We start from the raw sequence: 13,964 nt of genomic DNA on the forward strand, positions 1-13,964 counted from the left end.
GCTTTTATGTTTTATTCCATCCTTTGATCCTGTTGATAGCAGACACTTGGTCCTGCGTGCGAACTTCAGGGAAAAACCACACGTTGCCGATCGGGTCGTCTGGTTTTCTCCCTGCTCGCCCGGCCATTTGGATCAGCGCAGCCTCGTTAAAGACGGGGTCATCACTTCCGAGGACGGCCACATCACAGTAAGGGATGGTGACCCCTCTCTCTAAAATGGTCGTGGTGATTAACAGTCGGATATCATGACGCCGAAAGCGTTGGACGACCTCCGTGCGACGCTCATCTTCTGAGTGTACCGTATCCATTGCAAATCCATGGCCGAGGGGTGGCCCCTGTCTGGTGATATAGGGAAGGATCATGTCTTCTATATAAGACATGACAGGCTGTAAATCATCCACCCTGGGTACAAACAAGTAACCGTAACGTTCCTCTTGAATAAGATGCTGAACGTACGCGAGTAACTCTGTGAGGATGACAGTAGAGCTGATCGTTTTTCGCCATGACCCTACAGGTTTGAGTTGAGGCACTGCTAAGGGATGTCCGTGAAAACGTCTGGTGATGGTGACATAGGGTAGCTCCTGACGTCGCACACGTTTTTGCATGTGTCTATTGGGTGTGGCCGTCAGATAGACCATCACACCACTAGGCCTCAAGGCACGCTGTACAGCATACTGAAGCATATTATCAAAATGATAGGGAAAAGCGTCCTCCTCATCAATGACGATCAGATCGAAATAGCCATGGAAACGTAAGGTCTGATGGGTGGTGGCCAGAAACAAGTCACCCGCTTCATACTTCTCTTCACTTTCTCCGTGTAGTACTCTCACCGTTTGTCGGGGAAAAGCGTCTTTTAACCTCGGGGCTAGCTCCGTGACCACATCCCGTCGTGGAGACGTAATTAGTACCTTTTTGCCACACTTTAAGACATCATCTAAGCTGTGGAAAAGGATCTCTGTTTTTCCGGCGCCGCAAATGGCCCAGATCAGGAACTCGTGAGGACCACTGTGACGGGCTGGCATATTGGGCACCTCTTGACATGTGTGAGGGCCATCTTCTTCGTAGGTTTGAACCTGGTCTAGATCATGTGCATTGGCATGAAATTGGGCTTTGGTTTGGGTTTGCACACCCTGTTCTTGATACACCTGAGCCTTATGGAGTCGGAGCCCAAACTTCTGTTGCACAAACGATTGCAACTGATCTGAGGCTTGCTGTTGTGCAGCGCTTAGTTGCCCTTCCCACTGTAAAACGGAAGGCATGTTCGTCACATCATGCGATGACGTGTACGCATTCGTTCCGGTTCTTAGAGACATTGGTTGCTGTTGAAGAGGCTCGTGATGAGTAGAGGCTTCTTGTGTCAGGTTCCAACCATACCAATGCAAATAAGGCTGGCACGATTTGGCTAATCCCAACTTAGCGCATCGAGGACAGTACCGACAATCTCCCTGTCCACAAGAAGCACAGGGCATCTGGACGACCTGCTCTTCCTTTCCACGCAGAACGTCGATCACTTTAAACACCTTCGACCGATGCTCTCGTCCCTGTGCATAACCACACCGCTTACACGCATGGATGCCAATGGGACTTAACCAATCAAAAAGGCCACATAGGTATAGTGCCTGCAAAACAGCAGACATCCTTTCAGGCAGTGGATACTGAGGACATAATTGACGATAGGCTGCCACAACTTCTGTTAATAATAGACGACGGCCTTGTAGCGTATCAGCCCACCGAAACCACGCCTCCGGTGTAGGGCTCCTGTGCTCCTGCGCAAGGATGTGACGTACACTTGTCATGCCTATATCACGATGCAATGCTTGTCTCACTTCCGCTGGACACTGTGTGTGTCGGGACATACAAGCCGTGATATGAGGCCATTCTTCAATCTCGCAAAGCTCAATATCCTGTGCTAAATGATCAGATATCGTGTGCCAAAAAGGAACGTCGACCCTCTCAAACACTTCAGCGGGGCTAAAGAACGTCCATTCATGCACCCGATAGGAGATAAAAGCCGGTTTCCATATCATTGTTGCTCCCATCCTTCTCCTCCACGCCATTGTTCTTTCGCTTTCGCTTTGTTCCGTTGGTAGACAATATAGTAAAGCTGTGGAAGCATAATCATGACTGCGACCGTCACGACCGCTCTCATCACCACATCACCGACATCTCTATGTAACAGTAAGAGCAGAACGGTCACTGTACTGATCATCACAACACCGTAACTGATACGACGCCCTACGTGTATGGTGATATAGATGACAGGTAAGACGAAGGCTTCCGGGAACAGTGGACTTGTAGCCTGACCCGAGATCATGACCAAGATGATGACCGGAAAGTAGAAGGCTAAATACGCGACGGGGTGATCGATCAAAACATGTTGTTCTCCAACTTGATGTAAAAAGTAAGTCAGTAATCCGAGTAAAACAACCACGAGCAATAAAGCGTATAAGAGCATATGTCTAGGAACTAACATCAAGGCGATAAACGAGAAAATGACCAGTACCGCTAACATGACCTGATTGACACGATCACGGTAAGCTGCGTCAATCTTCATGGACGTGATAATGACGAGTAGGAGGGTCAGCATACATAGTTGAACGATCCATTCTGTCTGTAAATTCGTCACACTCATGCGCTTGTTCCTCCCTCATTCTGTTCATATACAGCCACACGGTTACGTCCCCTTTGTTTGGCTCCTACGTACATCGCCCGATCAGCGTGTCTTACTAGACTGAGGGCATCATCCGCATGAAGTGGATAGACGGCCACTCCGATACTTACCGTATTACGAATCAGAACTTCCTTACCTGAATGCAAATCATCTGTCACACTCACCGGTGCAGATTGGATGGCCACCCGTAGACGATCAGCTATACCATACGCTGTGTCTTGTGAGGTATGAGGTAAGAGTATCGTAAATTCCTCTCCTCCGTAGCGCGCCACCACGTCTTCCTCCTGACGCACGTGTGATTGTATAAGAGTGGCTATATGCGTAATGACTTTATTTCCAGTCAAGTGTCCGAATTGATCGTTCACCTCTTTAAAATAATCGATGTCTAGAATAAGCAATGCAAGTGGATATTCAAACTGTTGAGCGTGTTCAATCGCCTTTTCCAGCCTCTGCTCGAAGCCTCTATAGTTAAATAGTCCTGTTAGTTCGTCCTTCAGGGCTCGGCGTTCAGTCTGTTGATAAATATAAGCATTATGAATTGATGTCGCAGCGTGATGCGCCATAATTTCCAGTAGCGTGACATCCTTTTTGGAGAACCCGTTTTCCTTTAACTTGGCGAGAAAGATGACTCCGACAACCTCTTCCTTCGTCTTCAAAGGCACGGCCATTAAACTTTTAATAGGTACGTTTATGTTCGGCCTGCCCTTAGCCAAATACAGTTCTGTTTCTCGATTAATGATTATCGGTTTAGTTTTCTGTATGACTTGAGAGGCGATCCCTGCATCGGAGGACAGTGTCTCAGACGTGGCATATCGTCGATGAAAAGTATCACGTACATCGATACGAATAGGGTCTAACTGTTGGCGTTTTTCATTTAAACGGTATATGTAACACATATCGTAGGTTTGAATGTCTTGGATGGCTTGTACTAGTGCATCTAAATTTTTTTCTAGGTTTAATTCAGAGGTGAAGGAGGAGGTCAGTTCGTGGATCGTCTTAAGCTGTTGATTGGCTTCTTCGACATCATTAACGAGCTTAAAAATGTAAGCAATGATCAAAATCGGGATGGTGATGACTAATGCCCCAAACAATCCAAATCCGTATTCGTAAACGACGATTAATAACGCACTGATAGGAATAGCAAGGCAATGGGTCACCACGTTCCAGCGCAATTCCTCCCAAGTGAAAGTTGAAAGAGGCAACCGCCGTATCCACAACGTCCAATTCAGTATGACGTGATTTGTGAAAAAGCTAGTGGCAATATAGGCCACAATGGGAATAAGAGGAATATCCCCTATCAATGTGTAGGGAAACATGGCCTCAACGACATAATAAGAAAGCGCACTCATGAGTGACATCCAAAAAATTAAACAATGGAAAAAGAAATGTTTGATTTTCCATTGGTACTGAGAAAAGAGAATAAACAAAAATAAACTAATTTGAGACACCATGAGTTCAATGAGAAAACCGTATTGGAGGAATATAAACAAATGGACTAGAGGGACTAAAGACACATAGGTCTCTTTCAAGCGAATGGGGTAGGCGTTAAGTAAAACACTCACGATAAAAAACAACAGCAAGGCTATGCTATCGATCGGGGTATTCATATACGGAAATGGAAAAAACAACGCTGTGAAAATGATGGTTAACATCGTTAACCCTAAAAACGGATATAGCCTCATAGGGGAAACAATCATCATTACAGCTCCTACCCTCTCTCTTCATCCAAGTTCGAGTCCATGACTAGTACAAAACGCCTATGCTTTATCTTCTTATTATATGTTAGTCGAGTGTGAATTTCACGCGTTTTTGGAGGGTTTTAAAGCAAAAAAAGATAGAGCGACAACCATCGACACAGGCTTACATAAAAATACAAAAAATAGCAAGCCGCCTTTGACATGAGACGCTTGCTATGTATATAAGTTCACCATCATCCCTTTGATATCTTCGATGAGAGATAAGATGTTGATTTGATTTTGCTCTTGCTCCAAGACTTCGTTTGTGAGTGACACTAGAGCCTTGTCAATTTCTTTGACCGTCTTGAACTGTTTGGACCTCCCCTTAGGAGAAAGGTTTTGTTTTTCGTGGAGCTCTAGGCCGTGCTGCACTGTTTCTTGAATAAGTTCCTTGACGAGTTTTTTATACTCTTTTAAATGCCCCACTGTCATATGCTGCCCCAATTGACGGCCTTTTACATCTATTTGGGAAAGCAGCGTTCGTATGGATTGCTCATGTAACGTTTGCGTTGTCTGAGCTATCGTGGTTGAAAAAGAGGTTTTGTGCCCTCCTTTGGGGTTTCCCTTCTGTGTTGTCTCTATTTTAGGGCTTACATGGTTCTCAATCCGCAAGTAAAGGCCCCCTCCCTTAAGTCAATCACACTCTGGAGTCGCTGTGGTTGATAATGTATTTCTTTCGGCATTTGAGAGAGATACTCAATCCGAAGCCCTTCATTTGTGAGTCGTTCGATAATCTTTAATGTATCATCTTGTGAACCTGTATCTATGAGGTAAATTGTCATATCTTGCCCTTCTATTTTTGCCCATTCGCTTATAGAACGAATGACCCATTCTACTTTACTTTGTGAATAATGCGTACAGATATAGAATGTCTTTGACGCGGGGTCAATCTGGACTTGCCATAATTTTTTACACTGTACCCACACGCAGGCTAATCCGTACATTGCTAATATCCAAAGGATTAAGGATGCCATACCCATACCTCCTTTATGTCAAGGTATGCGTACGCACCCACTTTAGTGACATAGGTAAGTAAGGGTGTTCGTAACCGACCTGCTCTATCTCAGAGTATATATATAACAAGATAAGTACATTTAAGCTGAAATAGATCAGGTCCCGGTGAGTGTCGTTCTTATCTCGCCTCTCTATGCCAACATGATTACAACCGTACCCAGTTGTTCTTTATTGCTTCTACTACGGCTTGTGTACGGTCATTGACTTTCATTTTTTGCAGGATGTTGCTCACATGGTTTTTGACTGTTTTTTCACTGATATATAATAGGTCTCCAATTTTCTTGTTCTATCTTCATGCGTCGGAATTCATCAATGAGTTTCCCCGTTACCTTGGGATGGATGTACGCCCCTCCAGAAGATACGACCTTAATCGCTTCAACTAATGAGTCGACGTCCATCTCCTTTAATAGATACCCACTTGCACCTGTTTGCAGTGTTTTGTACACATAAGCTTCTTCGTCATGTATAGATAAAATAATAATCTTCGACTCAGGTGAGAAGCTCAGGATTTCTTCTGTTGCTTCAACGCCGTTCATGTTCGGCATATTAATATCTAGGAGTATGACGTCGGGCTTGTATTGTTGAACGAGTAGTAACGCTTCTGTTCCGTCTGATCCCTCTCCAACAACACTAAAGTTATCTTCCATTTCAATGATGCGTTTCACACCTTCTCGAAAGATCTTGTGATCATCAATGAGCAGTATATTGACTTGTTTGGTTTGATTCACCATCGTTGACTCCCTCCTCATTTTGGTCTTCATCGGCCGGTAGCATGATGATAACCTTGGTGCCTTTACTCGGCTCGGAATACACTTGAAAGTCTCCTTCAAGCAGTTTTACCCTTTCTTTCATACCCATAAGTCCAAAACCCTCGCTCTCAGATTGAGATTGATTGTCTTGGTCAAAACCCACTCCATTGTCTTCTATCACAACCTGAACATGATCGCTAGAGAAAGAGAGATTCACTGTCGCTTTTGTCGCTTGTGCATGCTTGATAATATTATTAAGCGACTCCTGAATTAAACGGAAGACGGCAACGTCCAATGATGAGGATGAATGAATCTCCTTCCCTTTCGTCTTAAATTTGATTTTCACGTCTACTTTTTGTTGTATTCTCTCTATGTATTTCTTCAGTGTAGGAACTAGACCCAAATCATCCAGTGCCATTGGCCTCAAGTCAAATATGATACGCCTAACATCCGCTAAGCTTTCTCTAGCTGACTGCTTGAGACTTTGTAATTCTTCTTTCGCCCTTAACTCATCCCCAGTTGAAAGGACCTTGTCCACTAAGTCCATTCGTAGGACGAGGTGCGCCATTGATTGCGCTGGACCATCGTGTATCTCTCTCGCTAAACGCTTCCGTTCCTCTTCCTGTGCTTGAATGACTTTAAATCCTAATTGTTGGTTCTGGTGTGCATCCTCGATCATTTGTTTCATTTCTGCCATGTTACCCGACAGATATTCGACAACGACACCAAACTGTGTTAAGACCCCTTCTGCCCTTTCAACCGTTTGTTCAATGTTGCGCAAGCGCAACTGAAGATCATCCCTTTTCTCTCTCAGTTGCTTTTCTTTTTCCTGTAACAAGATCCGCTCAACCTGTATGGTATTTGCCCTCTCGTACGCTTGGCGTATATCTTCTTCTGTGTACACCGTAAAATTACGACTCACTTGTGAAAGTTTTTTGCGTGCGCTCAGGAACTGCGCTTCTAAAACATCGTTTTTTTCGATTACGTCTTCGACTTCGCCCTTGACCTTTTTGATTTCGCGCTCTAAGTTGATCATTTCTTGTCTGGCTTGTTCTGCGATATCAAATACTTGATACTTGGTTTCTTCCATTGTGTTGAGGGCTCGTTCAATCACGCCGTCTAACGACGCTACTTCAATTGCCATCATCTCACATCCCTGTTCCCCATAGTTTTGATTAAGTCTCTGATTAGGCGGGACAGCATCTTGAAATCGCAGTTACCTGACTCAATTTTTAGTTATTAAGTCCTTCATACCTATATCTATCTCTCTACTTCTATTGTAGCGGATAAAAGGCTTGGCAACATTGGGAAATTTTCTAGGGTACTTTTTTACTAGTTTAAGATAAAATTTGCCATTTGCACAATAATAAAAAAACCTCAAAAGCTTTGAATGTGAGCTTTTGAGGTCGTTTAATGGCGATTTATTGCATTTTTTGACCAATTTTCATTCGGACATCGCCTGCCCTTAAACAGATATCATGGTCGATACTTTTTAAGGATCTCCGCTCTATCTGTTCTTTCCCAAGGTAAATCGACGTCGTGACGCCCGAAATGACCGTAAGCAGCTGTCTGGCGATACATCGGACGGCGTAGGTCTAATTCTTTAATTATCCCTGCCGGGCGTAGGTCAAAATGCTCGCGTACGATTTCAGCTAACTTTTCCTCATCTAGGACACCTGTCCCAAACGTGTCGATCGCGACTGAAACGGGTTGAGCCACACCAATGGCATATGCGAGCTGGACTTCAACCTTATCTGCGAGGTCAGCTGCTACGATATTTTTGGCCACATATCTTGCAGCGTAGGCTGCTGAACGGTCGACTTTAGTGGGATCCTTACCAGAAAAAGCACCCCCGCCATGTCTGGCATACCCTCCGTACGTATCAACGATAATTTTACGGCCGGTTAGACCTGCATCACCCTGAGGCCCCCCAATTACAAAACGGCCTGTCGGGTTAATGAAGATTTTCGTCTCTTCATCCACCCAATCACTCGGGACATTAGGCGTGATCACTTTTTGGATAAGGTCTTTCCTAATTTGCTCTTGATCCACTTCAGGATGATGTTGTGTTGAAATCACGATTGTATCAATTCGAACGGGTTCATTATTTTCATCATATTCAATCGTGACTTGTGTTTTGGCGTCAGGACGAAGATAATCTATCGTTTCTTTTTTTCTAGCTTCGCTCATTTTTCTAGCCAATTTATGTGCTAATGAAATCGGTAGAGGCATAAACTCAGGTGTTTCTTTACACGCAAAGCCAAACATTAGCCCTTGGTCTCCTGCACCTATGGCTTCAATCTCTTGATCAGTCATTTGTCCTTCACGGGACTCCAAAGCTTGGTTGACACCTTGGGCAATATCAGGGGACTGTTCATTAATGGCCGTTAATACTGAGCAGGTTTCGTAGTCAAATCCGTATTTGGCCCGTGTATAGCCAATATCTTTGACCGTATCGCGAACAATCTTGGGAATATCGACATAACACTCTGTGGTAATTTCTCCGGCTACTAATACCAGGCCCGTGCTGACGGAGACTTCACAAGCCACCCGGGCATTGGGGTCCTTTTCCAAGATGGCGTCTAAGATGGCATCTGAAATTTGATCACAAATTTTATCTGGGTGACCTTCTGTTACGGACTCAGATGTAAATAAGCGATGTCCCTTTTTTAAGGCCATTCTCGTTCCTCCCTTTCATTATTACGTTATAGTATGTGCATGAATTGATACGGTACTCATTCCCTTTGATATGCCATGATAAAAAGTGCTCTATACAAATAAAAACGCCTAGAGAAAAAGGCGTTTACAGTAAAGCATGACCTCTTCTCTTATCTTCCAAGAACGTCGTCGTTCTTGCAGGTTAGCACCTGTTCCTCTTTTATACTAAAAAAAGAGGGAGGTTGCCGAGCGTCATTGGGCCTGTCCCTCACACTCCTCAGGATAAGAGTATCCGTTTCAGGCATATCCTACCCTATTTGTCCACCTCTGTCAACGAATATAGTCAATTAGTCTCAATTTATAAAATGAAGGAATTTTTATCCTCTACTAGCAGGAAGATGTCACAACATGTCGAATAGTCATAATAAAGAAGTTTTATGCGATTTTTTGGCGCATTTTGTTATCTTCAGGCGGCACCTTATCTGGTTTTATAACCAGACAAACAGACGTCAGACTACAAGAGAGAATAGGAGGAAAAACGTATGAACTTAAACCTAAGGGGTATTCAAGGGAAACTCATACTGGTGTTAGCAATTACACTGATTGTCCCAACGTCCATACTCGGGTTTCTGAGTTACAAACAGACGGAGGTTATCAATCATACCGCTGTGATTGGCTCCAAAGAAGAACTAGAGGACATGTCATCATCCTTTAAAAAGTTATTCGAAGAGACAGAGGAACTTCTTGATGACTTAAGTCAAAGACCAGAGCTTAACGTTGCTCGTAATAACTTTCAAGACGCTACGACGGACTTAAACCATTTACCGTCCGTTAATGATGGCAGTAAAACGGAGTACTACTATGAGTATTTCAAAAAAATCACAGATGAATCTGAATACATCATGAACGCGTATGTCGGGTCTCAAGAAGGAGAATTCTATCTCTACCCTGTACCACCTTCTAGTGTGGACTTGACAGAATTCGACCCTCGTGTACGTGATTGGTACCAACAAGCTGTGGACAATCCAGGACAGATCATCTATACAGAGCCCTATATTGATACGGGTTCGGGAGACACCACGCTCACATTGGCCAAAACCGTACATGCAAATGACGGCAGTGTCGTAGGGGTCGTTGGGCTGGATTTTGAAATGAACAAGCTAGCAATTATGAGCCGTGAAACGATCAAAACGAACACGTTCTTAATTATTATCTTATCTTCTCTTATTGGTTTGGTGGGTCTATACTTCTTCATTCGCTCCTTTACGAGTCGGATCTATGCTCTGAAGGATACCATTGCGGCTTTAGAAAGAGGAGACTACACACAGCGTGTTAACATCAGTGGAAATGATGAGATCAGCGAATTAAGTCAATCCTTGAACCGTATGGCCGATACGAACCAAACATTATTAAGAACTGTCCTGGACTCTACAAGTAATGTGACACACTCGGCGCACGATATGCTGTCTCAAACCCAAACGTACAATGCGCAAACGGATGATATCGCACGTGCCATCGAAGAAATTGCTAGTGGGGCAACAGACCAAGCCAACTCTGCTGAGGAAAACTCACGCATGATTAGTGAATTGGCTGATATGGTCATCGAGCTAAAAGAGGATTCTCAAGAGGCTGCCACATTAGCGAACCAAACAGAACAAGTGAGTACCCAAGGGGTTAACACACTCACTTCACTCACGAAGCTATCTAGTGACGTGGCGAGTAAAAATACACAGACAGTGGACACGATCCAACAGCTCGGAGCCAAATCGAAGCAGGTTGGAGAGATTTCACAAATTATCACCAATATTGCTGATCAAACGAACCTACTAGCCTTAAACGCAGCGATTGAGGCAGCACGTGCTGGAGAACACGGTAAAGGGTTCGCCGTTGTTGCTGACGAAGTCCGTAAGCTTGCTGAGGAATCCGGTAATTCGGCGTCTAACATCGAAGATATCGTGAAGGATATCCAGAACGAGATTAAGAAGAGTATCTCCTCTATGGATTCGATGAAAGACATCGTAGATGAACAGAACAACGCCGTCGATCATACAAAAGAATCCTTTGAAGAGGTCCTCAAGGCTATCGAGGAGACGACAAGCCGCATTCAAAGAATCACGACCTTCATTGAGCAGATCGACAAGAAGAAGGATGGCATGTTAACAGCCATTGAAGATATGTCTGCGATCAGTGAAGAAACAGCAGCAAGCTCAGAAGAAGTTTCTGCTACAACGGAAGAGCAGCGTAAACTGATCGGTAACCTCCTTGAAGTTGCGGATAGCTTAGAAGGTACAGCACAAGAGCTTGAAGGTAAGATTAGAAGATTTACACTCTAAAATAGGTCTGAAATTTTTTCAGTGTATGACTTTCACAACCTTTAGATTCCCCAGCAATGACGATTTTTTATAAACTTTGTCGAAGCTGTACTCTTCTTCCAAATTATATAGTACAATGAGTTTACGACTTTTGATACACGGTAGAAGGAGGGGTATCTACTGGTTAAAAAAATCGATCAACTATATACAGAAGTGGAAATCAAAAGGCATATTCTACACGAACGCATTAGAGTCTATCGTGACTTTACACACCCAAAAATCGTTGAAATAAGCCAAGAGCTTGATACCCTTCTGAACCGAATTAACGCTGAAAAGGTTAAAAATACGGAATAAAGTTTTAAAAATGGTACTTGCTCATAGCAACGATTGTAAGCATATATAAATTTGATGTTTTAAATCGATCAATACCAGCATTAATAAAATGCCATATGGAAAGGGTCAAGACATTCTGTCTTGACCCTTTTTCAGTCTCTTTATTGTGATTGAGCGACATCCTGCTGTTTCTACAATACTATATACTAATTTCTATTATACGAATCAATTTCATAAAGCACTGTTTAAATTGCTCGGAAGAGCATAATGTTCAAAAATTGCCTTTTTTCATGGTCTGTTTGATCCTGAACCCATTACCTTTCTAAGAAGGTTATTCTGTCCGTTTATCCTGCTGAACGCATTCGTTTCGTTATTGCTATTTGAAGATTTGCTTCGCCAACACTCACTTGTTCAGATTCGGATAAACAAATGAAATGGATCGCCGACTAACATCACAACGTCCTGTTGTAACGTCGGCACTAGCACATCCTGTGCGTCGAAGGTCAGTCATCAAACAGAATCTGAACAAAGCAACTCTAAGAATCTTATAGACCTTTTGGCAAAGCGAATATTGGGCAAGTGGGCAGTCCTTACATTCTTTTGGACGGGTGTACCTTATCGTTTGGTATTTCGGGTCAAAACTGTCATATCGATAAGAATGTTCTCGAACGCATGTCGGTGCAAAATGTTTGTCAAACCCTTCGGGTTCTATCATACATGTATGTGGCGACTACAGAACTTTTTGTTTTCCACGCTTCTTTTTCTTTCCTTGACCAAAGATCATCCATGACCCTGGTAAGTACTGTACAATGAGTACAATGAGCCATGAGCCGAACAAAGCGACCGCCCAACCTCCAGCAATATAAAGGTGATAACGCATAATTTCAGAAGGCTCACCTAGATTTCGCCAGAAGTATAGTAGCATAGGATGGACGAGATAGATGCCAAAGGAAGCGACACCTAACTTCACCACTGTCTTTTTGACAATGGCAGGCACTTTTTCCTTCAGCCAAACGGCGACATAGTATAGAAATAAAATCGATACGAGTGTATATAGGTTCCACGCTAACTCATACCAGCGTGTATTAACCCAGTCGTTGTACACGTAAGCATTGTAGTACAGATAAACGTGATACAAGCCTGTTCCCAACCAGGTGAGAAAGACAAGACCCTTGAAAGTACCCGTGTACTGACGTCCTTTTATGCTGACGTTCTGCAACCAGGCTGTGATTCTCTCAAAATAAACACCGACGACGGCTCCTAGCGTATAATACGTGAGGTAGGAAAAGAATAAGCTCCCTTTGTACGGAAATTCAAGGACGTAGTGGTTGTAGAAGAAAAAGCCCCACTGTCCAATGATTCCGAGGAAAAAAATCACCTTTGCTAGCCATTTCATTCTCTGGAGCGCAAAAAGTAAAACGGGAAATAACACATAAAACTGTATACTGATGATGACAAAGTATAAGTGCGTATAGGCGTTACCAAATGCAAGGTCATCGGTTATAAATGCTTTCAAATCAAATTGTTGGAGCTGTTGCCAACTCTCAAACCCATGTGTCAATAACAATACGTGATACCCGACAGACCAAACCAGATAAGGCACAAGAATATACAGCAAACGTTTTTGGTAAAATTGCCTGATACGCTGGGTATTGAGCGCCTTAACATAGTAAGTATAGAACAGGACAAGGCTGCTTAAAAAGATAAAGGTCGGTGTTCCAAGCTTACCGAACCTGTTTAAGAAGATATAAATCGGGTACAAACTAGAGTGCTCCATGGTTACCGTAGGAACCGATGTGGCATGCACAAAAAGGACCCCCAAAATGGCGAGCCCACGCATCATATCTACTTCTTCAATATATTGTCGTTGACTGAGATCAGGTAACGACTGGCCTTGTACTTTTTTCGCTTTCTTATTCGATTTCATAGTTTCCTCTTATCATGACGTGACTTGGTCCTTTGATCACTTCAATCCCACGGCCATCCGATCTAGGGATGAGTAACAGATGATTCAGTGGAATGTTTGTCCCACGTATATCGTTCCCTGCTGTGACATCAGGGATACCATCCCCACCTGGTCCTATGATGCCATTCGCCTGACCGGTACGCACGATAATCTCTGTTCCCGCTTCCCCGATCAATTTCTGTCCTTCTTCTAAACGCTCAACCACCATCGGTGAGGAGCCTGAGGTCGTCCCATCACCTCCACCATGGCCTGTATCTGCGGAAAGCTCTGCACGGAGCTCTGCTTTAATCTCTGCTACTTTTTCGTCCATATATGACTTTGTAATAAGCGGATCTTCTGCCGTCCCTGGCTCGGCATTGTTCGCTGATGTCCCAGTGCCTATTAGTAATGCGGCAAGCATCACGGTGACCACTGTTCCTATTTTCCCCTTGTTCATGGTTGTCCCATTCATCTTCATGTCTCCCTCCCGTAATCGTTATATGATTGACGTTTTGTATTCATCAAGAGATCCAACCGTTCATGTATT

General features: G+C 43.6%; 11 protein-coding genes, 2 pseudogenes and 1 riboswitch. Of the genes and pseudogenes, 2 read left to right on the top strand and 11 right to left on the bottom strand.

Translation table 11 applies throughout. The features are described from left to right. Positions 1-4 precede the first annotated feature (4 nt). From JKM87_RS06920 to metK, 8 genes and pseudogenes are all read right to left on the bottom strand, one after another. On the bottom strand, positions 5-2,038 hold the full coding sequence (locus JKM87_RS06920) for a helicase-related protein (protein WP_202079372.1): 2,034 nt from the start codon (positions 2,036-2,038) through the stop codon (positions 5-7). Then, the gene (locus JKM87_RS06925) at positions 2,023-2,631 is read right to left on the bottom strand and encodes a hypothetical protein (protein WP_202079374.1); all 609 of its coding nucleotides are present in this window, start codon (positions 2,629-2,631) and stop codon (positions 2,023-2,025) included. The genes JKM87_RS06920 and JKM87_RS06925 overlap by 16 nt, the downstream gene beginning before the upstream one ends. Further along, positions 2,628-4,352, bottom strand: a complete 1,725-nt coding sequence (locus JKM87_RS06930) for a sensor domain-containing diguanylate cyclase (RefSeq protein ID WP_202079376.1) — start codon at positions 4,350-4,352, stop codon at positions 2,628-2,630. Before JKM87_RS06930 ends, JKM87_RS06925 begins: the two co-directional genes overlap by 4 nt. A gap of 228 nt (positions 4,353-4,580) precedes the next feature. Next, positions 4,581-5,018 carry a YaaR family protein gene (locus JKM87_RS06935; RefSeq protein ID WP_202079378.1) on the bottom strand — a complete coding sequence of 146 codons (438 nt, stop codon included), beginning with the start codon at positions 5,016-5,018 and terminating at the stop codon, positions 4,581-4,583. After that, positions 4,997-5,380: a glycosyltransferase family protein gene (locus JKM87_RS06940; protein ID WP_202079380.1), complete on the bottom strand. Its 384-nt coding sequence runs from the start codon at positions 5,378-5,380 to the stop codon at positions 4,997-4,999. Before JKM87_RS06940 ends, JKM87_RS06935 begins: the two co-directional genes overlap by 22 nt. A 185-nt stretch (positions 5,381-5,565) precedes the next feature. Next, positions 5,566-6,151, bottom strand: a pseudogene (locus JKM87_RS06945) (response regulator). Continuing rightward, complete coding sequence (locus tag JKM87_RS06950) at positions 6,111-7,313, bottom strand: sensor histidine kinase (protein ID WP_236838655.1); 1,203 nt, start codon at positions 7,311-7,313, stop codon at positions 6,111-6,113. Before JKM87_RS06950 ends, JKM87_RS06945 begins: the two are co-directional and overlap by 41 nt. A gap of 332 nt (positions 7,314-7,645) precedes the next feature. Then, complete coding sequence (metK, locus tag JKM87_RS06955) at positions 7,646-8,848, bottom strand: methionine adenosyltransferase (protein WP_202079384.1); 1,203 nt, start codon at positions 8,846-8,848, stop codon at positions 7,646-7,648. Positions 8,849-8,994: 146 nt separating this feature from the next. Beyond that, positions 8,995-9,116: riboswitch (SAM riboswitch) on the bottom strand. Positions 9,117-9,369: 253 nt separating this feature from the next. Between metK and JKM87_RS06960 the strand changes: the two genes are divergently transcribed. Together JKM87_RS06960 and JKM87_RS06965 are read left to right on the top strand one after the other, a co-directional pair. Then, the gene (locus tag JKM87_RS06960) at positions 9,370-11,160 is read left to right on the top strand and encodes a methyl-accepting chemotaxis protein (RefSeq protein WP_202079385.1); all 1,791 of its coding nucleotides are present in this window, start codon (positions 9,370-9,372) and stop codon (positions 11,158-11,160) included. A gap of 192 nt (positions 11,161-11,352) precedes the next feature. After that, entirely contained in the window at positions 11,353-11,493 is a 141-nt protein-coding gene (locus JKM87_RS06965) for an aspartyl-phosphate phosphatase Spo0E family protein (RefSeq protein WP_336885144.1), read from the top strand. Between the two features lie 472 nt (positions 11,494-11,965). Here JKM87_RS06965 and JKM87_RS06970 read toward each other — a convergent pair. The 3 genes and pseudogenes from JKM87_RS06970 to JKM87_RS06980 all read right to left on the bottom strand — a co-directional run. Then, positions 11,966-12,181: pseudogene (locus JKM87_RS06970) on the bottom strand (hypothetical protein); the annotation flags it as partial. A gap of 21 nt (positions 12,182-12,202) precedes the next feature. Next, entirely contained in the window at positions 12,203-13,399 is a 1,197-nt protein-coding gene (locus tag JKM87_RS06975; protein ID WP_202079387.1) for an acyltransferase, read from the bottom strand. Then, on the bottom strand, positions 13,386-13,895 hold the full coding sequence (locus tag JKM87_RS06980) for a hypothetical protein (protein WP_202079390.1): 510 nt from the start codon (positions 13,893-13,895) through the stop codon (positions 13,386-13,388). The genes JKM87_RS06975 and JKM87_RS06980 overlap by 14 nt, the downstream gene beginning before the upstream one ends. Between the last annotated feature and the right edge of the window lie 69 nt (positions 13,896-13,964).

It is taken from the genome of Caldalkalibacillus salinus (assembly GCF_016745835.1).
In the GTDB taxonomy this organism is placed as follows: domain Bacteria; phylum Bacillota; class Bacilli; order Caldalkalibacillales; family JCM-10596; genus Caldalkalibacillus_A; species Caldalkalibacillus_A salinus.

Excerpts from the sequence above, each read along its gene's own strand:
- JKM87_RS06920 (WP_202079372.1), bottom strand. The coding sequence starts at position 2,038 with ATGGGAGCAACAATGATATGGAAACCGGCTTTTATCTCCTATCGGGTG.
- metK (WP_202079384.1), bottom strand. The coding sequence starts at position 8,848 with ATGGCCTTAAAAAAGGGACATCGCTTATTTACATCTGAGTCCGTAACA.
- JKM87_RS06925 (WP_202079374.1), bottom strand. The coding sequence starts at position 2,631 with ATGAGTGTGACGAATTTACAGACAGAATGGATCGTTCAACTATGTATG.
- JKM87_RS06950 (WP_236838655.1), bottom strand. The coding sequence starts at position 7,313 with ATGGCAATTGAAGTAGCGTCGTTAGACGGCGTGATTGAACGAGCCCTC.
- JKM87_RS06980 (WP_202079390.1), bottom strand. The coding sequence starts at position 13,895 with ATGAAGATGAATGGGACAACCATGAACAAGGGGAAAATAGGAACAGTG.
- JKM87_RS06975 (WP_202079387.1), bottom strand. The coding sequence starts at position 13,399 with ATGAAATCGAATAAGAAAGCGAAAAAAGTACAAGGCCAGTCGTTACCT.
- JKM87_RS06930 (WP_202079376.1), bottom strand. The coding sequence starts at position 4,352 with ATGAGGCTATATCCGTTTTTAGGGTTAACGATGTTAACCATCATTTTC.
- JKM87_RS06960 (WP_202079385.1), top strand. The coding sequence starts at position 9,370 with ATGAACTTAAACCTAAGGGGTATTCAAGGGAAACTCATACTGGTGTTA.
- JKM87_RS06940 (WP_202079380.1), bottom strand. The coding sequence starts at position 5,380 with ATGGCATCCTTAATCCTTTGGATATTAGCAATGTACGGATTAGCCTGC.